Origin of the sequence: Roseovarius dicentrarchi (assembly GCF_003316635.1) — a bacterium.
Lineage (GTDB): Bacteria > Pseudomonadota > Alphaproteobacteria > Rhodobacterales > Rhodobacteraceae > Roseovarius > Roseovarius dicentrarchi.
Window position 1 is genome coordinate 1 of sequence record NZ_QNQP01000011.1, and the last position, 22,608, is coordinate 22,608.

The window sequence follows — 22,608 nt, forward strand, 5'->3', positions numbered from 1 at the left end:
TGCCGACGGCGAATGCCATCGGCCGTAGAGAGAACTTCGATTTGAGGGCGGTAAATGAAATCGGACATAAGGCCGGACTTATCATCGGATCGTAGCCGAAGTCAGACGGCCCCCGCCGAAGCCTTACGTTTCAGTCCCATAGTTCGTCTCCTTTGCTGCAATAAATGCTATCAAAGGAGCGGCATCAAACCGCGACACGTCCATGCTGTATGTCTCAGCTGAGGCAGCCGCGTCTTTAGCCAGACCACCGCTCATAACCGCAACCAGAAGCCTGGCAGCATCATCGGAACCCATGGTGGGGGCTGAACGACCCCGACCACCTGTCTTGCGATACCCAGCTTCGGACAAGACACGGTCGTGGGTCCGGACGTTCACTTCTGAGACGCCGAGCAGTCTTGCCGTGCCTTACGTAAGTTCACCAGGGTTTGCCATGCTTTTTCCTTCCGCCATTTGATTTGAACACAAATGGAAGGACAGCGCAGGCCATATGATTTGGAATCAAATGATAAACGTCAGACGCAGTAACTGAAGGAGATCGCGGACGTCCACGATCTCACATCTTGTGTGTCAACGACAAGGAGGGGTAAAGGGCCATTGAGTGATTTTCACTCGTGAAAAACAAGCTCTTCCATATCGAAGCGGTCTTTCGGAACAATCCGATGAAGACCAGACGCATATCGCGCCCTCACCCATGTGCCACTGTCGCGGAATGACCAGAATACGTTATTGTATTCGCGATGCTGGATGCGGATTTTCTCGATATTACTGTCGGAGTTCAGGCGCCCGGTCTCTCCGTCATCCATAATCTCGACCGGCGCGATACAGTCTGGCGTGGATCGCCGGGCAACGCCAACTATGAAATCCGGGAAAAAGAGCTTCCCACGAGGCCGCAGCATGCGCACTGCGCATCGTTCGTTCTCAGGGTTTCTCATCCACCACGATGCGGTTCCTGTATCATCTTCGTCGAGCACAGTCGCAAAGCCACGCTCTTCCTTGTTGAGCTGATCTGGAAAGACGCCATAGGCGGATTCTTTAGCAGTCGGAATACCCTCGGGACCGTGATAGAGAATGGGCACGGGCTCTGCATCCAAAAGCCGCACGTTACGGCTCTGCGCGGTCTTCACTGCATCCTTTAATAGGTTCGGTTCGGACATTGCCGACAGATCCAAAGCGCGGCGTAAGTCGCGTTCGGTCGCCTCGATACCTTTCTCATCGATTATGGCACTCACCTGCCCGACAGCGCCGTGCAAACGGCGGTCAACGCCCTGCGCGATACCGTCTTTTCCGCCGACCCGTTGCAGGAAAATCGCCGCATGCAAGAGGCCCTCGTGGTCGGCATCAAGCTCACATGGGTTGAGAACGGCGAGGAGCGCACGGACCTTGCCCGTTTGGAGGCGCTGGATGGCGGCAAGGCAATGATTGTGTGTATGCCCCGCCGGATCGCTACCACAAACGCAGCATCGACGCCCTTCAGGTGATACAAGAACTGCTTAAACTGACTCGCGACCTGCGCGACGAACCCGAGGACGGTCTGTCCCAAGAAGAGGCCGCCTTCAATGATGCTCTCGCCCGCAGCGAAAGCGCAGTGGCCTTAATGGGTAACGAAGACTTGCGTGTGATTGCAGCCGAACTAGTAAACACCGTTCGTGCCAGCGCCTCTGTAGACTGGTGGCGGGAAGACAATGTCCGCACCAAGATGCGGGTCGCCGTAAAACGGATATTTAAAAAGCATGGGTTTCCGCCCGATCTGCAGGCCGAGGCGATCAAGCATGTGGTTCAGCAGGCGGAGGCAATGGCAAGGGAGATGAGCTAGGGGAGCTTGCGGCCCTGGGAGGAAGCCGCTCCGCGGCATTGGCGCATTTGGCTGATGGTGTGACTCGCCCCATAACGATGTGCATTTTGCGATCTGACTGACCCCGGCCAGCCGGCAGACCGGGACCTCCCGACCGGTCTGCACGCATGCCGCCCCGCAATTTGGCGCTCGTTCATCACTGTCTTCATGACGCCCCCGTGTTTGCGACACAGATCCGGAGCTTCGCATCTGCCGCACACTCCCGCAAAGGTCCGACGTTTTGGTGTTCGGTAAAACGTGATGTGCGCATAGTCTGTTGTTGTGGTTGGCCAAAGCGGTCCGCCATGGGGCCAATGCGTGCGCTCTCGCGCAGGTCGCCGCAGGTTGTGTCGAGTGACAGGAACGGCCAGCCTTACTCGGGCGGACCGGTCAGGGCGACCTGCAACCGCACTTCGATCTTCTCGCAGAGCCGCGAGCCCTAGCTCCTTTGGATATATGTCAGCCGCCACTCCGGACATTGCGACGCAATACCTGTCCAGTGCCACGGAGGGAAGACAGCCGGGTGTGCGGTATTTCTTCTTGGCGACAATCATGTGCCTGCGTAATATCCGCAAAGGCCGATGAGCGGCCCGGAATGTGATTTGACGGGTGAATAGCTGAGCAAAAAGGGAGAGCAGACATGGGCAAACGGGATGAACTGATCGCGCGCTACGCCGAGGATTTGAAGGGCAAATGCGGTATGACGCCGGATATGGATCTGCTGACAAAGGTCACGATCGGCTGCGGCCCGGCGATTTACAACGCGGATGCCTCCGTAGTGGCGGCCAGCCAGCCGAGCGAGCTGGAAACAGTCAAGAACAATTTCCTGATGAAAAAGCTGGGCCTGCCCGATGGTCCGCAACTGATGGATGCAATCGACAGTGTTCTGGAAACCTACGGGCAATCCGAGCGGAACAAGTACCGTGCGGTGGTCTATTACATGCTGACCAAACATTTCGGTAAGGAAGCCGTCTTCGGCTAAGGCGCCGCCGCCGCTGATTCGTCTGCCTTGGCCCTGGGATTCTGGGTATTTTTACCAAGAAAAAGCATCATGCGCGTTCGGCATCCTCCGGATCGCAGATAAATTGCGTGTCTGCGGCGTGGCAATCGCGTGGACATGGCTCTAAGTTATCCGGCAAGACAGCCATGGAAAAAGGATGATCCGGGCATGACACATCAATCGACGGACATGCACGCCGCGCCGGATCGCGGCGAGGCGCAGGATGCGCTGGCGCTGCTGCGGCGGTGGGCAGCGCAGGCAAGCCCGGAGGAGGTCGCGGACCTGGACCCTGCGATATCGCGCCTGCTGCCCCGCGGCGAGGTGGCAAATTACCCGGCGCTGGCGCGCGCCTATCCCGAAGAGTTCGAGGCCGACGATCTGTACCGCGCCACCATGCCGGATTTGCAAAACGGTCCGTCCTCTTTGATCAAGGGATCGCAACAGCAGTTGCAGCATGTCGGCATTTCAAACTTTCGCCTTCCCATCGGATTTCACACGAAGGGTGGCCGCGATGTGACGCTGGAGACCTCGGTGACGGGCACCGTCAGCCTGGAGGCGGGCAAGAAGGGCATCAACATGTCCCGCATCATGCGCAGTTTTTACAAGCATGCCGAACGGTCGTTCAGTTTTGAAGTGATGGCCGACGCCCTGGACGATTACATTGCCGATCTGGGCAGTATAGATGCGCGCATTCAGATGCGGTTTTCCTACCCGGCCAAGGTACGATCGCTGCGCTCGGGCCTTGAAGGTTACCAGTATTACGACATTGCGCTGGAGCTGGTCGAGACGGCGGGCGTGCGCCGCAAGTTCATGCATCTGGATTACGTCTATTCCTCGACCTGCCCCTGTTCGCTGGAGTTGAGCGAGCACGCAAGGCAGGTGCGTGGACAGCTGGCCACGCCTCATTCGCAGCGCTCGGTTGCGCGCATTTCGGTTGAGGTTCTGTGCAAGGACTGCCTGTGGTTCGAGGATCTGATTGCGCTGGCCCGCAACGCGGTGCCGACGGAAACGCAGGTTATGGTCAAACGCGAGGATGAGCAGGCTTTTGCCGAACTCAACGCCGCCAACCCGATCTTTGTCGAGGATGCCGCGCGGCTGTTTTGTGAGGCGTTGCTGGCAGACCGGCATATCGGCGATTTCCGCGTGATCGCCAGCCATCAGGAAAGCCTGCACAGTCACGACGCCGTCAGCATCCTGACCGAAGGCGACACATTCGCGGCGCAAAGTCTGGATCCCAAGCTGTTTTCAACGCTGTTTCACGTCGGATAAGGCGCTTTTGCCGAGCCGCATATCAAAGGGCGCGCAGAATGTCCTGCGCGCCCTTATCAATGCTTCAAATCGCGTCCAAAGCCTGCATGACGTCGGCGATCAGATCATCTGTATCCTCGATCCCCAGCGACAGGCGGACCAGACCCGGCGTGATGCCCAGACTTGCCCGTTGATCGGCGGGCAGGCGCTGGTGGGTGGTCGTCGCCGGGTGGGTGACGATGGATTTCGTGTCACCCAGGTTGTTGGAGATAAGTACGATCTTCAACGCGTTCAGGAACCGGAACGCCTCTTCCTGACCGCCGAGATCCAGCGCGACGACTGTTCCGCCCTTGGTCATCTGATGCATCGTCAAATCATATTGCGGATGGCTGGAATGGCCCGGATAGATGGCGCGCACAACCTTGGGGTGGCCTTGCAGCGCCTCGGTCACGGCCAGCGCGGTCGCCGTCTGGGCGCGCACGCGCAGGTCGATCGTCTCAAGCCCCTTGAGCATGATCCAGGCTGTAAACGGCGACATGGAACCGCCGGTGTGTTTCATATACGGCTCGACCGTGCCGCGGATAAAGTCGCGCGCGCCAAGGATGACACCACCCAACGCACGGCCCTGACCGTCAATATGTTTGGTGGCCGAATAAATCACCACGTCGGCGCCCTGGCTGATCGCGCGCGAGAAAACGGGCGTGGCAAAGACGTTGTCCACCACGACAAGCGCGCCATGATGATGAGCCAGTTTTGCGACCGCTTCGATATCGACAACCTCAAGCGTCGGGTTGGCGACAGTTTCGAAAAACACCGCTGTTGTCTGGGGGCCAATCGCCTCTTGCCACTGGTCCAGATCGGTGCCGTCGACAAACGTGACCGTGACGCCGAAGCGCGTCAAAATATCGCTCAGCACATACAGGCACGAGCCAAACAGCGCGCGCGCGGCGACCACATGATCGCCAGCCTTCAGTATCGACGTCAGCGCGCCAGATACCGCCGCCATTCCGCTTGCGGTGGCAAACGCGTCTTCTGCGCCTTCCAGCAATGCGATGCGCTTTTCGAACATCGACACGGTCGGGTTCCCATAACGCGCGTAAATAAACTCGTCCGGGCCGGCCTCGATAAACCGGGCCTGCGCGGCCTCGGCTGTGTCATAAACAAACCCTTGGGTGAGAAAAATAGCCTCGCTCACCTCGCCCCATTGGCTGCGTGCGGTGCCGCCGTGGACCAGTGCCGTACGCGTGTTCCAGTCATGTGTCATGTATCATTCTCCGGAGGCGATGCCCCATTAAAGCCCGTACCGGTCATGCGAAAAGGGGGACCTTTCCAGTGACCTTTTAGCGGATATGTTTAACGTGGCCCGCAATCCGGCAACAAATCACCACCGGTTTTGCTGTACTCCTCCGGTGATGAAGCGTCAACTTGGGCTTGGAATTCTTGCGATACAGCCGAACATGGTCTTGCCTTCGGGCCGGTGTCGACTTGCGGGCGCCGATTGGGCGGCCGACTTGATCAGATGCGAAGGCTCAGCACCCGAACGTGACGCGATCTGCGGGCGCGTCACGTCACCGGTGGGTGCGATCCTTGCTGCGTCACCGCAAGATTCGTTCGTGTACAGTGTTGCCAACTGGCATCTTCCTCGCAGCAAATGCTGACCGATGGTCCAAAAGAGACCGCAACCAAACGGGGGACAAGGCAATACCCGCCGGACGCATTGCGCTTCCGGCGGGTATTGCCCCATATTCGGGAACGGTCAACAACGCGGGCCGGTCCGAGCCATAAGCTTGGACAGTAACGCGTCAGCAACCGGCTCAGTCCGTGGCAGGCTTCTCATCGTCGACGACAGGAGCATCTGTGGCTGCGTCCCCTTCTGCGGGTGCATCCATCGTGGTTGCGCTATCATCAGCGGCATCATCAGCGGCGCCGTCCACAGCATCCGTGCTGTCGTCTGCCGCACCTTCATTCGTCATGCCGTCATCGGTCATGCCGTCCGCCGGAACAGCGTCCGCCGTGCCCTCGTCCGGCAGCGCGCTGTCTGCCGCGCCAACATCATCACCGGACATGGTCCCGGCAGCGGGCGCATCGGTGCTGGCCATCAGGTCGGCCAGCGGCGTTTCATCGGGCAGGCTTTCGACGTCGGACTCGTCAAACTCTGTCTGCTCCTTCAACGCTTCCTTGCTTCGGTCCAGCGTCACCATCTGCTGGGAGGCATCATATGCAAAATCGTCCAGCGGAATTGCGACCGTGTATTCGCCCAGCCCCAGGAACCCGCCGATGCCCACCACGGCAAGCGCACCGCCGTCGCGTTCGATCACATAGTCGATGTCGCCAATCGTATCACCATTTGGCTGATAGACATTTTCGCCAATCAGATCGCCTACGGTCATCTCGCTGATTGCCGTAAACTCCGGCGCGACGCCGACAGTGTCTACGGTGTTTGCGTCGGCGGTTCCGGCGACTGGGGCGTCAGGCGCGGCGGGGTCCGTGGTTGCGGTTTGCGCGACTGCGCCACCTGCGATCAGGGCGGAAAGCGCGGCGCTCATCATCAGAGTATTGAGTTTCATCGGTGTATCCTCCTTGGCTATGGTTATGGACCAGCAAGCCGCAGAGCCGGGGTTTGGTTCCCGGCCGCCACCACCGAAACGAAAACAGGCAGGCCCCTTGTGCGGAAACCTGCCTGCGTTCGTGTCAAACGGTGGTTTTTCGCTTAATAGCGGTAATGCTCGGGCTTGAAGGGACCTTCTGGCGTCACGCCGATATAGGCCGCCTGCTCGGGCGAAAGCGGTGTCAGCTTCACGCCGATACGCTCCAGATGCAGGCGCGCGACCTTTTCATCCAGATGCTTGGGCAGGATATAGACCTGATTTTCGTACTCGCCGCCATTCTTCCACAATTCGATCTGCGCCAGCACCTGATTGGTAAAGCTGGCCGACATGACAAAGCTGGGATGCCCGGTGGCATTGCCAAGGTTCAAAAGACGCCCCTCGGACAGCAGGATCAAACGATTGCCCGACGGCATCTCGATCATGTCCACCTGTTCCTTGATATTGGTCCATTTGTGGTTCTTCAGGCTGGCCACCTGAATTTCATTGTCGAAATGGCCGATATTGCCGACGATCGCCATATCCTTCATCTCGCGCATATGCTCGATGCGGATCACGTCCTTGTTGCCGGTTGTGGTGATGAAGATGTCGGCGGTTGCCAGCGCATCCTCCAGCAGAACCACCTCGAACCCGTCCATCGCCGCCTGAAGCGCGCAGATGGGGTCAACTTCGGTCACCTTCACACGCGCGCCGGCCCCGGCCAATGACGCAGCCGACCCTTTGCCAACGTCGCCGTAGCCCATGACCACCGCGACCTTGCCCGCCATCATCGTATCGGTCGCACGGCGGATGCCATCGACCAGCGATTCCTTGCAGCCGTATTTGTTATCGAATTTCGACTTGGTAACACTGTCGTTGACGTTGATCGCCGGAAACGGCAGCTGACCTTTCTTGTGCAGATCGTAAAGGCGGTGAACGCCGGTCGTCGTCTCCTCGCTGACGCCCTTGATCGCGTCGCGCGTCTTGGTGAACCAACCGGGTGTTTCGGCCATCCGCTTCTTGATCTGCGCAAAAATCGCCTCTTCCTCTTCCGAGGTGGGCACTTCGATCAGATCCGTCTCGCCCGCCTCAACGCGCGCGCCCAGAAGCACATAGAGCGTCGCATCGCCGCCATCGTCGAGGATCATATTGGCGCCCTCGGGGAACTGGAACGAGCGGTCCAGATAATCCCAATGCTCCACCAGCGTCTGGCCCTTCACGGCAAACACCGGCGTGCCGCCCTCGGCAATCGCCGCCGCCGCGTGGTCCTGCGTGGAGAAGATGTTGCACGAGGCCCAGCGCACATCGGCGCCCAGCGCATTCAGCGTCTCGATCAGCACGGCGGTCTGGATCGTCATGTGCAGGCTGCCGACGATGCGCGCGCCCTTCAGCGGCTTGGCCTCGCCGAATTCCTCGCGCAGCGCCATCAGGCCGGGCATTTCGGTTTCGGCAATGTCCAGCTCCTTGCGCCCATACGCGGCCAGCTTGATATCCTTGACGATATAGTCGTTTGCCATCTGAGTTGGCTCCTTGAGAAAATGCGTTTGAGGCGCAGATAGCACCCGGACGCCCATGCGGCAATGCGCGGCTCTGGAATCCTGCCTGTGGGCCGCATAAGACAAGGCAGTAAATTTCGGCGGAGATGTATCATGGCCAAACCACGCGCCTGGCAGAAAATGCTTTCGGGCCGCAGGCTGGACCTGCTGGACCCGACCCCCATGGATATCGAAATTGGCGATATCGCCCACGGCCTTGCCTTCGTCGCGCGCTGGAACGGTCAGACGCTGGGTGATTACGCCTATTCCGTGGCCGAACATTCGCTGCTGGTCGAACAGATATTTGGCCGCATCGCCCCCAAGGCGCCGCCGAAATGGCGGCTGGCGGCGCTGCTGCACGATGCGCCCGAATATGTCATCGGTGACATGATATCCCCGGTCAAAGACGCCGTCGGACCCGGCTACGACGAGCTGGACAAACGGCTTGCCGCTGCCATTCACATCCGGTTCGGCCTGCCCGCGGCGATCCCGGAAACGGTCAAGAAGCAGATCAAGAAGGCCGACCGCGTCAGCGCCTGGATGGAAGCGACCCGGATCGCCGGGTTTGAGATGGGCGAAGCCGACCGTTTCTTCGGCCGACCAGATCCCGCGCTGATGGAGGGGCTGCCCATCCGCCTGCGCCCGCCGCTTGAGGCGCGCGGCGACTATACCGCGCGCACGGCCGCGTTGCTGGCGCAGATCGCATGATAACCGTCCGCCGGGCAACGCCGCTGGATGCGCCGCCACTCGCCGAATTGCTGAACGAAATCGTTGCGGCAGGCGGCACCACCGCACACACGCGGCCCATATCGACGGGCGATATGGCGCAGATGATGCGCACGGCGCCGGATCGCTCCGCCTGGCATGTGGCGTTAAATCGTGGCGGCGCCCTGCGGGGCTTTCAATATATCGAACCCTCGCCAACGCTCCCGCCCGAGGCGTGCGATATCGCCACCTTTGTACAGATCGGGCAGACCGGGCTGGGTATCGGATCGGCGCTGTTTACGGCGACCGCCATGGCCGCGCGCGCGCTCGGATATGTCTGGATCAGCGCCAACATCCGCGCCGATAACGAGGGCGGGCTGATCTACTACCAAAGCCGCGGCTTTCGCGACTACGCCCGGCAGGCCGATGTCCCGCTTGCCAACGGGCAGCGCGTGGACAAGATCCTGATGCGCTATGATATCTGAGCGGTCACCTGTTCTCACCCTTGCGTGAGCCTGTGTTGCTCAGGGTTGGCGCAGGCGCTCCCTTGCGCCATGGTCATCGAGAAACGTAAAAGGATTATCGCCGTGAAACGTGCCATGACGACATTTAAAACGTCCCTGCTGGGCGCCCTGATCGCTCTGGGCTTTGCGACCCAGGGCAATCACGCCCATGCTGCCGCCACCGAAACCCTTACCGTCGCCGGCGGCTGCTTCTGGTGCGTCGAAGCTGACTTTGAGGCGGTCAAGGGCGTGTCCGAAGTCATCTCGGGCTACACCGGCGGGACCACCGACAACCCGACCTACAAGGACGTCACACGCGGCGGCACCGGCCATTATGAGGCTGTGCAAATCATGTACGATCCGGCGCAGGTCACGCGCCCGCAGCTTCTGTCAATGTTCCTGCGCTCTGTCGATGTCACCGATGCGGGTGGCCAGTTCTGCGATCGCGGCGAAAGCTACCGCACCGCCATATTCGCGGACGGCCCGGCCGCCGAAGACGCGAAACAAGCTGTCGCACAGGCCCAGCAGGAGCTGGGCCAGAAAATCGTGACCCCCGTGCTGCCGCTCCAGACCTTCTACAAGGCCGAAGACTACCATCAGGATTATTACAAGGGCGATGATCTCAAAATCACCCGGTTCGGGATCAAGGATCAGGCCGAAGCCTACAAACGCTACCGCAGCGCCTGCGGTCGCGACGCCCGCGTGCGCGAACTTTGGGGCGCCTCCGCCCCCTTCGCACAATCAAAGTGACCGACGCCCAAGCCAAGGGGCCGCCTACCCCGCCCCTTGGCGCCACGGTCGCCTTGATATTCCACTTTGGTTTTTTCTTGGTTAAAATACCCAAAGAACTACATTCGCAAAGCGCGGCAACGTCCGTTCTGGCGCCCTAGGCCAGCTCCGCAGCGCGTCCCAGCGCCGCCAGCCCCTCCCGCCACGCTTGCGTTTGGTCCCTCTTTTCTGCCACCACGCCCTGCACCGCCAGCGCCTCGGCATAAGGCAGGGCGCCCCCTATGATGATCACCTGCTGGCCCAGCCAGAATGGCCGCATCGCCGCCAGCTCCGCCCCGATCAGGTGCCCCGTGACCGCTGCACGCGCTCCAGTCAGACAGGCCGAATTCAACTGCACTGCCAGCCGCTCGGGCCGGGCCAACGTGTCGCTCAGCGCATCTGAATCCAGATCATTACCGCCGCCAAAAGCCACTGCCAGACGCGGCGTTGCCGCCCCTTGAAAGCTGACGATTTCCCGCGCACTGACATGCGCCCAGATCGTCTGCTCCGATCCCGGCAGGCAGAACACCCCGTCCCAATCCTCGCGCCCGGCCAATGCCCCCGCGATCAAAATACGAACCTCAGCGGATAACAGACCGTAGGGCCGCTCTTGCCGCACTGCCCCCAGAACGTCGGTCATACCGTCCGGCACAATCCGCGTCGGCGCGCGCGATTGGGCAGCGCTGCTCAGCCGCAACAGCCGGTCCGGGGCAATCGCGGATCCCGCCGAAACGGCGTCGAGCGTCGCAAAATCGTGCCTCTCCAGCGTATTACCCTGCATCTGGTGCAAGGTTACGCGATCACCCTCTTGCGTTATGACACCCCACGGCTCATCCATCCCGGAGCTATCGGCTGGCCTGATCAGACATCTGCCCGACAACACCGCGCATATCATACCCCGCAGACGCCGCAGCGCTGACGATCTCTTCGGCCGGCAGATGCCCGACCTGGCTCATACTCCACAGCATCGTGCAGCGCGTTCCGCTACGGCAATAGGCCAGGACCGGGGCTGGCATTTCGGCCAAGGCCGCGTTGAAATCGTCCATATCCTCACTTGAAATACCGTTCGATGTGATCGGCACGTTGTAGAAGGCCAGCCCCGCGTCTTTCGCGGCGGCCTCGATCAGCGCATGATCGCACTGTCCCGCCTCTTCGCCGTCCGGGCGGTTGCACATGATCGCACGAAATCCCGCCGCCTTGATGCCGGGCACATCGCCCGGATCGATTTGAGGAGACACACTGAAGGTATCCGAAATCCTGCGCAGGTCCATAAGATCGCTCCTCAAGCTTTGATGGCGTACATAATAAGTCAATCTGAACGCGTATCAATGCCCGGCCCCCTTTGCCAGCCTTGCGCGCGTCCCCAAGGAAATAATTGACCAGCCTAACTTAATCCGCCGGTGTTAACCGCACGTTAAGCACTTCTGAACAATGCTCGCAGACATGAGCGGATATTCACATCTAAGCGACGCGGCGCTGCCCTTGTTCAGCGGGGATGAGGTTGCGGTATCGACACCGGGCCCAGCACAGCCTTCCTATATCCGCGATCACCGCGCACGGTTGCGCGCGCGTTTCGCCCAGGGCGGCGCCAACGCCATTCCGGATTATGAGCTGTTGGAGCTGGTCCTGTTCCGCGCCATCCCCCGGCGCGATGTCAAACCCCTGGCGCGCGCCTTGCTCGACCAGTTCGGCGACTTCAACGGTGTCGTATCGGCACCGGTTCAGCGCCTTCAATCCGTGCCCGGCGTGGGAGAAGCGGTCGCAGTCGAGTTGAAGATCGTCGAAGCGGCCAGCCAGCGCCTCGCCCGCGCGCGCGTGATGCGGCGGCAGGTGTTATCCTCATGGGACGCGCTGCTGGATTACTGCCACACGACGATGGCGCACCGCGAGACCGAGCAGTTTCGCCTGTTTTTCCTCGACACCAAAAACGTGCTGATCGCGGACGAAGAACAGGCAACCGGAACGGTCGATCATGTCCCCGTCTACCCCCGCGAGGTGGTCAAGCGCGCGCTCGAGCTGAACGCATCCGCGCTTATCCTGGTACATAACCACCCCTCCGGCGATCCGACCCCGTCAGAGGCTGACATCGTGATGACCCAGAAAATAAAAGACGCCGCAGGCGTCATGGGCATCACCTTGCATGATCACCTGATCATCGGCAAATCATGCGAATTGAGCTTTCGAAGCGAAGGCTACCTGTAACACGCCAGCCGCGGTGCAAGTGTTTCGGATCTTGACCCGGCGACTATGCCTGAAAAATACAGCACCAAACCGGGCCTGATCGCCCAGTATCCCATCGTGAAAATGCCGCGGCATTCACGCCTGCGCCGATAAGAACGGATCGTGCGGATACAGAGCTCCCGCCAGATACAACCCGCACGGCGGACACACCGGGCCGCAGCGGGCGCGGTCACAGGCCTCCAGCGCGGACTTGACGTCGCCCGGCGCCCACGCGCCGCGTCCCACACGCTCAAGCGTCCCGACAATGCTGCGCACCTGATTGTGCAGGAATGAGCGCGCCCGCAGATCGAACCGCACTTCCGGCCCGCCCGGTCCGTCCAGTCGTGTGATTGCCAATGCATCCAGCGTCTTGACCGGACTGGCGGACTGGCAGATGGACGACCGGAAGGTCGTGAAATCATGCAACCCCACCAGATATTCGGCCGCCGCCTGCATGGCGCTGATATCCAGCAGATGCGGAACCTGCCAGACCAGCCCCGCATCATGCGTCGCAGGCGCACGGCGCATCAACAAACGGAACTTATACTGCCGCTCCAGCGCTGAAAATCGGGCGTGCCAATCATCGGCAACCATCGCGCAATCCACAATCGCCACCGGCAAGGGCTTCAAATGATAATTCAGCGCCTCCATCAGGCGAAACGGCGACCAGTCCTTCGTCAGATCGCAATGCGCCACCTGCCCCAGCGCATGCACGCCGGCATCGGTGCGCCCGGCGGCTGCAATCGTATGCTCCCGCGGCTCCAGCCGCGCCAGCGCCGCCTCGATGGCGCCTTGCACCGATGGCTGGTCGCGCTGGCGCTGCCAGCCCGCAAACGGCTTCCCGTGATACTCAACCTTCAGTGCAAATCTGGACATGCCCCGCGCTTAGCCCGAATCCGTGCCGTGTTAAAGCGCGCACATCCTTTCTTCTTGCGTCAAATATCCTCGCCGAAGGCTCCGCCGGCGAAGCGCACGCCACGCCGGATCTCGCGCGCGCCACTGGAAACACCGGGCCCCCACCGTTATCTACTGGGCCAACGTATTCACGAAAGGGCAGCACATTGGTGATCTCGACACTGGCCGACGGGCTGGCCCGCGGGGCCGAGCGGGTCTCCGGCACCCTGTCCGAGACGTTTTTCGAGCCTGTCATCCGCATCGGCGTCACCGGCCTTGCGCGGGCGGGCAAGACGGTGTTCATCACCTCGCTGATTGCAAACCTGCTGGAGCGGGGGCGCATGCCCGGACTGGTGGCGGCCAGCGAGGGGCGCATTACCGCCGCATTTCTGCAACCGCAGCCCGATGATACCGTGCCACGGTTCGACTTCGAATCGCACCTTGCCGCGCTGACCGCACCCACGCCGCACTGGCCGCAAAGCACACGCACCATATCCGAGCTGCGCCTGTCCCTGCGCGTGCGTCCTGCCGGGATGCTGGCCGGGATCACCGGCGCGCGCACCGTGCATATCGACATTGTCGATTATCCCGGCGAATGGCTGCTGGACCTGGCGCTGATGGATAAAACCTATGCCGACTGGTCCGCTGCCACCCTCGCCACCATGCAGCGCCGCGACATCGCCGCGCCCTTCCTTGCGCAGGCAGGCACCATTGATGCCGGCGCCGCGTGGGAGGAACCGCAGATCAAGGCATTGGCAGACCCCTTCACCGCCTATCTCGCCGCCGCGCGCAAACTGGGCCTCTCGGGCGTGGCGCCGGGGCGCTTTCTGCTGCCGGGCGACATGGCCGGATCGCCCGCGCTGACCTTCGCGCCCATCGCGCGGCCCGACAGCCCCGGTCGCCGCAGCCTCTGGCGGGAGATGGAGCGGCGCTTTGACGCCTATAAATCCCAGATCGTCGCACCTTTTTTCCGCGATCACTTTTCCCGGATCGACCGCCAGATCGTGCTGGTCGACGCGCTGGAGGCGATCCATGCAGGCCCGCCCGCCGTGGCTGACCTACAGGACACAATGACCGAGATCCTCTCGGCCTTCCGCCCGGGCCGCAACGCGTTCCTGACCCGGCTGCTGATGGGGCGCCGGGTGGAAAAGATCCTGTTTGCCGCGACCAAGGCAGACCATCTGCATCACACCCAGCACGCCCGGCTGACCGCCTTCATGGAGGCGCTGACGGCCGAGGCGCGCAGCCGCGCCGATTTTCAGGGCGCCCAGACCGCCTCCATCGCGCTGGCGTCCCTGCGCGCCACGGTCGAGGAGACGCGCGACCACGGCGGCACGCCGCTGGACTGCGTGCGCGGCACGCTGCTGAATCCCGACGGCAGCCGCGGCAGGCAGGCGGCGTTCCACCCCGGCGACTTGCCTGATAGCCCCGCATCGCTGATCGCAGCCGCGCGGCAAGGGGACGCGACATGGCTGGATCAGGACTACCGCATCATGAAATTCGCGCCTGCAACGCTCAGCCTGAAACCGGGGATGGGCCCGCCCCACATCCGCCTTGACCGCGCGGCGCAGTTCCTGATCGGCGACCGTCTGTGAGACCGGCAAGGCCCACCCGCGCCCGCCTGTGGCATGTGCCGCAGATGGCCGCGATCCTCTGGGGGTTCATCCACCGCACCCCGTGGCTGCCGCGCGTGCGGCCCTACCGCACCGATCTGCGCATCATGGCACAGATCACCCGCGCAGGTTGGGTGCGGATGCTGCGCGACCGGCGCGGACCGGCCGCCTTCATCGCGCGCGACGGCGCTGTGGTGCATGCGCTCTATGTGCATCCCCGCGCGCAGCGGCGCGGCATGGGCCGCACCCTGCTGGAGGAGGCAAAACGCGGCCAACCCCGGCTGGAGTTGTTCGTCGCCGAGGCCAATACCCCGGCCCGCGCCTTCTACCGCGCCCACGGCTTTGCCGAGATCGCGCGCAGTTGCGGCGCGGGAAATGACGAACACCTGCCCGATATCCACATGATCTGGCACAATGACAGGAGCGCCGAAACATGAGCCGCCCCAAAGGCCCCATCCTGTTCGATCTGGAAGAGGACGCCCCCCGCGCCGCCCCGTCCGAGGCGCCACCGGTCCCCGATCCCGACCTGCCCCCACCCCATGAGGGGCGCGCGATGCAGACGGTCGCCGCACTGGCCGCGCGCCGCCCGTCGCGGCTGGCCCGGCTGTTCTGGGGGCTGCTGGGCAGTGTCCTTGGCCTGGCCATATCGCTGGCGGCGTGGAATTTCGCCACCGGCCTGATCGCCAGCGTGCCGGTGCTGGGCTATATCGTCACCGCGCTGATGATTGCGCTGATCGCCGTCCTGCTGGTCATCACCTTCCGCGAAATCGCCGCCTTCGCCCGGCTGGGCCGTATCGACGCGTTGCACCGCGCCGCCGATACCGCGCTGGCCGACAATGACCTGCCCGCCGCGCGCCGCCTGACCGATGATCTGGTCCGGCTCTACGCCGCGCGCGAAGACACCCGCTGGGGCCGCGAAAACCTGGCCGAACGGCGCGGCGATCAATTCGACGCCGCCGCCCTGCTGGCCCTGGCCGAGGCCGAGCTGCTGACCCCGCTGGACGCCGCCGCCGCAAGGCAGGTGGAGGGCGCCGCGCGGCAGGTCGCCGCCGTCACCGCGCTGGTGCCGCTGGCGCTGGCCGATGTCGTCGTCGCGCTCAGCGCCAATATCCGCATGATCCGCCGCATCGCCGAAATCTACGGCGGCCGCTCCGGCACGCTGGGCAGCCTGCGCCTGACCCGCGCCGTGCTGACCCATCTGGTCGCGACCGGCGCCGTCGCGGTGGGCGACGACGTGATATCAAGCGTGGCGGGCGGCAGCCTTCTGTCCAAAATCTCGCGCCGGTTCGGCGAGGGCGTGGTGAACGGCGCGCTGACTGCCCGCGTCGGCGTGGCCGCGATGGAGGTCTGCCGACCGCTGCCCTTTTCCCCCGGCAAACGGCCAAAGGTGCGCCGCCTGCTGACCACCGCGCTCAGCGGGTTGTTCCCCAGCTGAACGCCCCTCTGGACGCGCCGCGATGCGCGCCTTATAAGCGCGCCATGATGCGTCTTATTGCGATCGTCATTCGAATTACGTGCCCGGCGCTCTGACATCTGAGCCGCCGGGAAAAGGCGTTCGAGCTGATCGCGCCGCCCCCTCGAATATCCAAAATCACCCGAGCTAAAGGACGCCCGCAATGTGCGCCGACACACCTGAATACAAAGACACGCTGAACCTGCCCCAAACGGATTTCCCCATGCGCGCCGGCCTGCCCAAGCGCGAGCCGGAATGGCTGGCCCATTGGGAGCGGATCGGCATCTACGACCGCCTGCGCGAAAAGGCCGCCGCAACCCCCGGCACGCGGGTGCCCTTCACCCTGCATGACGGTCCTCCTTACGCCAACGGCCACCTGCATATCGGCCACGCGCTGAACAAGATCCTCAAGGATATGGTGGTGCGCAGCCAGCAGATGATGGGCCGCGACGCGCGCTACATCCCCGGCTGGGACTGTCACGGCCTGCCCATCGAATGGAAGATCGAGGAACAGTACCGCGCCAAGGGCAAGAACAAGGATGAGGTCGACGTCGTCGATTTCCGCCAGGAATGCCGCCGGTTTGCAAGTGGCTGGGTGGACACCCAACGCGCCGAATTCAAGCGCCTTGGCATCACCGGCAAATGGGAAGCCCCCTACCTGACGATGGATTTCCGTGCCGAGCGGATCATCGCGGAGGAGTTCCAGAAGTTCCTGATGAACGGCACGCTTTATCAAGGATCGAAGCCCGTGATGTGGTCGCCCGTGGAGAAAACCGCGCTGGCCGAGGCCGAGATCGAATATCACGATCACAAGAGCCATGCGATCTGGGTGGCGTTTAAGATCAAAAGCCTGCCGGAACGTGTTTTCATCAACGATCCGAACTTGGCGGGCGGAGCCTCCTCGGCAGGCGGCAATCTTTCTATTGGAACAGGTGCTGAAGTTGAAACCCAAAACCTCATGGACGCGTCAGTTGTAATCTGGACAACGACGCCTTGGACAATACCTTCCAATAAGGCGATCTCTTACAACCCCGATATAAAATACAGTGTATTCAGGGTAGAGCAGACAGAGGACGAAAGTTGGACTCAAGTCGGACAACTCTTCATCATAGCCGACAACTTGGCCGAAGAGGTTTTGACAAAGAGCCGCGTGACGAAGTGGAGCGCTGTCGCGCCGGTTTACAACGAAATTCTAGACGTAATGGTTTGCGCCCACCCGTTCGCGGGCCTTGATGGCGCAGATGGCTTCTGGGATTACCCCGTGCCGATGATCGACGGCGACCATGTCACCGACGACGCCGGCACCGGGTTCGTGCACACCGCGCCCAGCCACGGCGCCGATGACTACGAGGCTTTCGTCAAACGCGGCTGGATCGACCGGATGACCCATAACGTCGGCCAGGAATCCGAATTCCTACCGCACGTCCCCTTCTTCGCGGGCCTTCAGGTGTTCGACCGCAAGGGCAAGGAAAGCAAGGCAAACCCCGCCGTCATCGACAAACTGGTCGAGGCGGGCGGCATCATCGCGCGCGGCCGCACCACCCACAGCTATCCGCACAGCTGGCGCTCCAAGGCGCCGATCATCTTCCGCAACACGCCGCAATGGTTCGCCGCCATCGACCGCCCCGTCGGCGACGGGCAGGACACTTACGGCAAGACGATCCGCCAGCGCGCGCTGACCTCTATCGACAGCCTGGTGAAATGGACCCCGCAAAAGGGCCGCAACCGCCTCTATTCCATGATCGAGGCCCGCCCCGACTGGGTGCTGTCGCGCCAGCGTGCATGGGGCGTGCCGCTGACCTGCTTCACCAAGCGCGGTGCGTTGCCCACCGACGACGATTTCCTGCTGCGCAATGAGGACGTCAACGCCCGCATCCTCGCGGCCTTCGAGGCCGAGGGCGCCGACGCCTGGTACAAGGATGGCGCCAAGGACCGCTTCCTGTCCGGCATCGTCAACCCCGATGAGTGGGACAAGGTCGACGACATCCTCGACGTCTGGTTCGACAGCGGCTCGACCCACGCCTTCGTGCTGCGCGACCGCGAAGACGGGTCCGAGGACGGGCTGGCGGACCTCTACCTTGAAGGCACAGACCAGCATCGCGGCTGGTTCCATTCGTCGATGCTTCAGGCCTGCGGCACCATGGGCCGCGCCCCCTATCGCGGGGTGCTGACGCATGGCTTCACGCTGGACGCCAAGGGCAACAAGATGTCCAAATCGGTCGGCAACACCGTGTCCCCCGAGGACGTGACCAAGCAATACGGCGCCGATATCCTGCGCCTCTGGGTCGCGCAATCGGACTATACCGGCGATCTGCGCATCGGGCCGGAAATCCTCAAGGGCGTCGCAGACAGCTACCGCCGGATGCGCAACACCATGCGCTACCTCTTGGGCGCGCTGGCGCATTTCGACGACTCCGACCGCACCGCCGCCGAAGACATGCCCGAGCTGGAACAATGGGTCCTGCACCGCATGGCCGAACTGGATAAGGTCGTGCGCGACGGCTATGACGCCTACAACTTCCAGGGCGTCACGCAGGCACTGCTGAACTTCTGCACGCTGGACCTGTCGGCCTTCTATTTCGACGTGCGCAAGGACGTGCTCTATTGCGACGGCGACAGCATCGAACGGCGCGCGGCGCGCACCGTGCTGGATTTGCTGTTCCACCGCCTGACCACATGGCTGGCCCCCGTCATGGCCTTCACCATGGAGGAGGTCTGGCTGGAGCGGTTCCCCGGACCGGACTCGTCGCTGCACCTTCAGGACATTCCTGAAACGCCGGCCACATGGCTGAACCCGCAGCTGGCCAGCAAATGGACCGGCATCCGTCAGGCGCGCCGTGCCGTCACCGCCGCGCTGGAAATCGAGCGCACGAACAAGGTCATCGGCTCCTCGCTTGAGGCCGCGCCCGAGGTGTTTGTCGAAAACGAGGCCACGCTGGCCGCCCTGAAATCGGTCCCCTTCGCGGATATCTGCATCACCTCAGCGGTGACGCTGACAGCAGGCGCCGCCGCAAACGGCGCGTTCCACCTGCCCGAGGCCGAGGGTTTCGGCGTCACCTTCCACAAGGCGCCCGGCGACAAATGCCAGCGCTGCTGGAAAATCCTGCCAGACGTGGGCACCCACGCCCACCCCGGCACCTGCGCGCGCTGCTCTGCCGCGTTGGGCTGATCTGAACCACCGGGCGCCGCAACACCGGCGCCCGGCTTTCATCTGCCTGTGAATATTCAAGAAGACCCCGGCCTCTGGTCGCACGCATGTCAGCGCAATCAAGCGCCAGAACTATCCTGAGGCCCCGTTTTAAATTCTTCTCAGGCACTTGCGCGGCGCCTGCGCGCACTACACCTGCCAGTGACACAAACCTCATGACAAGGCAGCCACGGCGATGGATTTCATATACGTTCTCGGGGGGCTGATCGGCCTCTTTTTCGGGGGCGAAGCGCTCGTGCGCGGCAGTAGCGGACTGGCCCGCAGGATGGCCCTGTCGCCGCTGCTGATCGGCCTGACGGTGGTCGGCTTTGGCACATCCACACCTGAACTGTTGATATCGGTAAATGCGGCGCCCAGCGGCGCGCCGGACATTGCGCTGGGCAATGTGCTGGGCTCGAACATTGCCAATATATTGCTCATCATCGGCCTGACCGCACTGATCTGGCCGATCAACGCGCCCACCGGCACCGTGCGGCGGGACACAGGCGTGATGATTGCCGCCGCGGTTATTTTGCTACCCCTGTTCGCCATGGTGCAAGTGGGCCATCTGGCCGGCCTGGGTCTGGTGGCCGGATTGGTCTGCTATCTGGCGTGGGCGTATCTGGCCCCCGGCACCGATGCCTGTCCGGACGCTGCTCCGGCGCCGGTCATGCGTGTGCTGCCAGCGGCGCTGTGGATCGTCGGCGGGCTGATCCTATTGCTTACCGGTGCGCATTTTCTGGTGGAAGGGTCGGTTGCCATCGCCCGTAGCCATGGCTTGTCCGAGGCGTTTATCGGCCTCAGCATCGTCGCTGTCGGCACCTCCCTGCCCGAACTGGCCACGTCCATCATTGCCGCCTTCCGCCGACAGTCCGAAATCGCCATCGGCAATGTCATCGGCTCGAACATCTTCAACATTCTGGGCATTCTCGGTGTGACGGCCATCATCACGCCCATCCCCGTTGCCGGCCGGTTTCTGAGCTTTGATCTGCCGGCGGTCATCGCCGCCTCCGCCTTGCTGGCTGTGTTGCTGCTGACGCGCCCGATGATTGGCCGCGCGGTCGGGGCCGGGCTGCTGTTGGCCTATGCGGCGTATATCATTGCCGCGCAGGCCTGACAGCGACCTTCGCAATGCAAAAAGCCCCACAGTCACCTGCGGGGCCTTCTTCACTCTTCAACGCCAGGCGCGCGATCAGTCGTTGTCGGACTTCAGCGCCGCGCCCAGAATGTCGCCCAGCGATGCGCCGGAAGCGGAAGAACCGTACTGTTCCACGGCCTCTTTTTCCTCGGCGATTTCGCGTGCCTTGATCGACAGGCCCAGACGATGCGACTTGGCGTCGATATTGGTGACGCGTGCGTCCACCTTGTCACCGACCGAGAACCGCTCGGGGCGCTGTTCGGCACGGTCACGGCTCAGGTCGGAGCGGCGGATGAAAGACTTCATGCCTTCATATTCCACTTCGATCCCGCCATCCTCGATCGAGGTGACCGTGACCGTGATGATCGCGCCGCGCTTCACGCCGCCAACCGCCTCGGCAAACTTGTCGCCGCCCAGGTTCTTGATCGAGAGCGAGATACGCTCCTTGTCGGTGTCGACCTCGGACACGACCGCCTGAACAACGTCGCCCTTGCGGTAGTTCTGGATCGCATCTTCGCCGCGCTCGTCCCAGCTGATGTCGCTGAGGTGAACCATGCCGTCGATCTCGCCTTCGAGGCCGATGAACAGACCGAATTCGGTGATGTTCTTGACCTCGCCCTCGACCTCGGTGCCCTCGGGATGAGTTTCTGCAAACACTTCCCACGGGTTACGCATGGTCTGCTTGAGGCCCAGCGACACGCGACGCTTGGCGCTGTCGATTTCCAGAACCATGACTTCGACTTCCTGGCTGGTCGAGACGATCTTGCCGGGATGCACGTTTTTCTTGGTCCAGGACATTTCGCTGACGTGAACCAGACCTTCGACGCCCGGCTCCAGCTCGACGAATGCACCGTAGTCGGTGATGTTCGTCACGCGGCCCGTGTGGGTGGATTCCAGCGGGTACTTGCCGGCGACCATATCCCACGGATCTTCCTGAAGCTGCTTCATGCCCAGGGAGATGCGGTGCGTTTCCTTGTTGATCTTGATCACCTGAACCTTGACCGTCTCGCCGATGGCGAGGATCTCGGACGGGTGGTTCACGCGGCGCCATGCCATGTCGGTGACGTGCAGCAGGCCGTCAACACCGCCCAGATCGACGAAGGCGCCGTATTCTGTGATGTTCTTGACGACGCCGTCGACGTTCTGACCCTCAGTGAGGTTACCGATGACTTCGGCGCGCTGCTCGGCGCGGCTCTCTTCCAGGATCGCACGGCGCGATACCACGATATTGCCACGGCGGCGGTCCATTTTCAGGATCTGGAACGGCTGCTTGAGGCCCATCAGGGGGCCGGCATCGCGCACGGGGCGCACATCAACCTGAGAGCCGGGCAGGAACGCAACGGCGCCGCCCAGATCGACGGTGAAGCCACCCTTGACGCGGCCAAAGATCGCGCCTTCGACGCGCTCTTCTGCGGCGTACGCTTTTTCCAGACGGTCCCATGCTTCCTCGCGGCGGGCCATTTCGCGGCTGATGACAGCCTCGCCACGCGCGTTTTCGGCCGAGCGCAGGAACACTTCGACTTCGTCGCCGACATTGATGTTCGGCTGCTCGCCGGGATCTGCGAATTCTTTCAGATCGACGCGGCCTTCCATTTTATAGCCGACGTCGATGATGGCCTGGCCCGCTTCGACAGCGATGACCTTGCCTTTGACAACTGTACCCTCGTCGGGCGTGTCCATTTCGAAGCTTTCGTTCAAAAGCGCTTCGAATTCTTCCATAGATGTATTCTGAGCCATGTGGTCTCGGATTCCTTTATACGGTTTTTTCGGGCCGTGCGGTTGTCTCCGCCGGTCTTGGGGTTTCGTTGGTCAGGCGATGTGCAAACAGCGAAAGAGGGCCCTGTTGATGCAGGCCCTGCTCGATTCTTTCGGATTTGCGGCAGATACCGCCACGGTGACAGCCGCGCGTATAGGCCAACAACGCCCGA

At 62.2% G+C, this 22,608-nt stretch carries 20 protein-coding genes and 1 riboswitch; of the genes, 12 read left to right on the forward strand and 8 right to left on the reverse strand.

Annotated features, from left to right (window positions below):
• Positions 1-605: 605 nt before the first annotated feature.
• The gene (locus DQ230_RS09400; RefSeq protein WP_162497410.1) at positions 606-1,319 is read right to left on the reverse strand and encodes a hypothetical protein; all 714 of its coding nucleotides are present in this window, start codon (positions 1,317-1,319) and stop codon (positions 606-608) included.
• Positions 1,320-1,423: 104 nt separating this feature from the next.
• Here DQ230_RS09400 and DQ230_RS09410 point away from each other — a divergent pair, with 104 nt between their 5' ends.
• The 3 genes from DQ230_RS09410 to folE2 all read left to right on the forward strand — a co-directional run bounded on the left by DQ230_RS09410 (position 1,424) and on the right by folE2 (position 4,100).
• Positions 1,424-1,813, forward strand: coding sequence for a type I restriction enzyme endonuclease domain-containing protein (locus DQ230_RS09410; protein ID WP_113912342.1), 390 nt, complete (start codon positions 1,424-1,426; stop codon positions 1,811-1,813).
• Between the two features lie 658 nt (positions 1,814-2,471).
• The gene (locus DQ230_RS09415; protein WP_113912343.1) at positions 2,472-2,813 is read left to right on the forward strand and encodes a DUF2853 family protein; all 342 of its coding nucleotides are present in this window, start codon (positions 2,472-2,474) and stop codon (positions 2,811-2,813) included.
• 186 nt (positions 2,814-2,999) lie between these two features.
• A complete protein-coding gene (folE2, locus tag DQ230_RS09420) occupies positions 3,000-4,100 on the forward strand; it encodes a GTP cyclohydrolase FolE2 (protein WP_113912344.1) in 1,101 nt (366 codons plus the stop codon).
• A 64-nt stretch (positions 4,101-4,164) separates the two neighbouring features.
• Here folE2 and metZ read toward each other — a convergent pair whose 3' ends face one another.
• The 3 genes from metZ to ahcY form a co-directional block, all read right to left on the reverse strand.
• Positions 4,165-5,343, reverse strand: coding sequence for an O-succinylhomoserine sulfhydrylase (gene metZ / locus DQ230_RS09425; RefSeq protein WP_113912345.1), 1,179 nt, complete (start codon positions 5,341-5,343; stop codon positions 4,165-4,167).
• Between the two features lie 56 nt (positions 5,344-5,399).
• A riboswitch (SAM riboswitch) is annotated at positions 5,400-5,477 on the reverse strand.
• A gap of 416 nt (positions 5,478-5,893) precedes the next feature.
• The gene (locus DQ230_RS09430) at positions 5,894-6,646 is read right to left on the reverse strand and encodes a PRC-barrel domain-containing protein (protein WP_113912346.1); all 753 of its coding nucleotides are present in this window, start codon (positions 6,644-6,646) and stop codon (positions 5,894-5,896) included.
• Positions 6,647-6,789: 143 nt separating this feature from the next.
• Positions 6,790-8,181 carry an adenosylhomocysteinase gene (ahcY, locus tag DQ230_RS09435; RefSeq protein ID WP_113912347.1) on the reverse strand — a complete coding sequence of 464 codons (1,392 nt, stop codon included), beginning with the start codon at positions 8,179-8,181 and terminating at the stop codon, positions 6,790-6,792.
• Positions 8,182-8,313: 132 nt separating this feature from the next.
• Between ahcY and DQ230_RS09440 the strand changes: the two genes are divergently transcribed.
• From DQ230_RS09440 to msrA, 3 genes are all read left to right on the forward strand, one after another.
• A complete protein-coding gene (locus DQ230_RS09440; RefSeq protein WP_203228036.1) occupies positions 8,314-8,907 on the forward strand; it encodes an HD domain-containing protein in 594 nt (197 codons plus the stop codon).
• The gene (locus tag DQ230_RS09445) at positions 8,904-9,389 is read left to right on the forward strand and encodes a GNAT family N-acetyltransferase (RefSeq protein WP_113912348.1); all 486 of its coding nucleotides are present in this window, start codon (positions 8,904-8,906) and stop codon (positions 9,387-9,389) included. Before DQ230_RS09440 ends, DQ230_RS09445 begins: the two co-directional genes overlap by 4 nt.
• A gap of 114 nt (positions 9,390-9,503) precedes the next feature.
• Positions 9,504-10,157, forward strand: coding sequence for a peptide-methionine (S)-S-oxide reductase MsrA (gene msrA, locus DQ230_RS09450; protein ID WP_113912349.1), 654 nt, complete (start codon positions 9,504-9,506; stop codon positions 10,155-10,157).
• Positions 10,158-10,293: 136 nt separating this feature from the next.
• Here msrA and DQ230_RS09455 read toward each other — a convergent pair whose 3' ends face one another.
• A complete protein-coding gene (locus DQ230_RS09455) occupies positions 10,294-11,013 on the reverse strand; it encodes a 2-dehydro-3-deoxygalactonokinase (protein ID WP_203228037.1) in 720 nt (239 codons plus the stop codon).
• A 7-nt stretch (positions 11,014-11,020) separates the two neighbouring features.
• Complete coding sequence (locus DQ230_RS09460; RefSeq protein WP_113912351.1) at positions 11,021-11,446, reverse strand: protein tyrosine phosphatase family protein; 426 nt, start codon at positions 11,444-11,446, stop codon at positions 11,021-11,023.
• 172 nt (positions 11,447-11,618) lie between these two features.
• On the opposite strand from DQ230_RS09460, the gene radC reads away from it, so the two are divergent.
• Positions 11,619-12,377 (forward strand): RadC family protein, encoded by a 759-nt coding sequence (gene radC, locus DQ230_RS09465; RefSeq protein WP_113912352.1) that lies wholly within the window; start codon positions 11,619-11,621, stop codon positions 12,375-12,377.
• Positions 12,378-12,491: 114 nt separating this feature from the next.
• Here radC and truA read toward each other — a convergent pair whose 3' ends face one another.
• Positions 12,492-13,271, reverse strand: a complete 780-nt coding sequence (gene truA / locus DQ230_RS09470) for a tRNA pseudouridine(38-40) synthase TruA (protein ID WP_113912353.1) — start codon at positions 13,269-13,271, stop codon at positions 12,492-12,494.
• A 185-nt stretch (positions 13,272-13,456) separates the two neighbouring features.
• Between truA and DQ230_RS09475 the strand changes: the two genes are divergently transcribed.
• The 5 genes from DQ230_RS09475 to DQ230_RS09495 all read left to right on the forward strand — a co-directional run bounded on the left by DQ230_RS09475 (position 13,457) and on the right by DQ230_RS09495 (position 20,659).
• A complete protein-coding gene (locus tag DQ230_RS09475; RefSeq protein ID WP_113912354.1) occupies positions 13,457-14,884 on the forward strand; it encodes a YcjX family GTP-binding protein in 1,428 nt (475 codons plus the stop codon).
• A complete protein-coding gene (locus tag DQ230_RS09480; RefSeq protein WP_238987480.1) occupies positions 14,881-15,339 on the forward strand; it encodes a GNAT family N-acetyltransferase in 459 nt (152 codons plus the stop codon). The genes DQ230_RS09475 and DQ230_RS09480 overlap by 4 nt, the downstream gene beginning before the upstream one ends.
• Entirely contained in the window at positions 15,336-16,337 is a 1,002-nt protein-coding gene (locus tag DQ230_RS09485) for a YcjF family protein (RefSeq protein WP_113912356.1), read from the forward strand. The genes DQ230_RS09480 and DQ230_RS09485 overlap by 4 nt, the downstream gene beginning before the upstream one ends.
• 181 nt (positions 16,338-16,518) lie before the next feature.
• Positions 16,519-19,524, forward strand: coding sequence for an isoleucine--tRNA ligase (gene ileS / locus DQ230_RS09490; protein ID WP_113912357.1), 3,006 nt, complete (start codon positions 16,519-16,521; stop codon positions 19,522-19,524).
• 214 nt (positions 19,525-19,738) lie between these two features.
• Positions 19,739-20,659, forward strand: a complete 921-nt coding sequence (locus tag DQ230_RS09495; protein ID WP_113912358.1) for a calcium/sodium antiporter — start codon at positions 19,739-19,741, stop codon at positions 20,657-20,659.
• Between the two features lie 75 nt (positions 20,660-20,734).
• Here DQ230_RS09495 and rpsA read toward each other — a convergent pair whose 3' ends face one another.
• Entirely contained in the window at positions 20,735-22,417 is a 1,683-nt protein-coding gene (gene rpsA, locus DQ230_RS09500) for a 30S ribosomal protein S1 (RefSeq protein WP_113912359.1), read from the reverse strand.
• Positions 22,418-22,608: the final 191 nt, after the last annotated feature.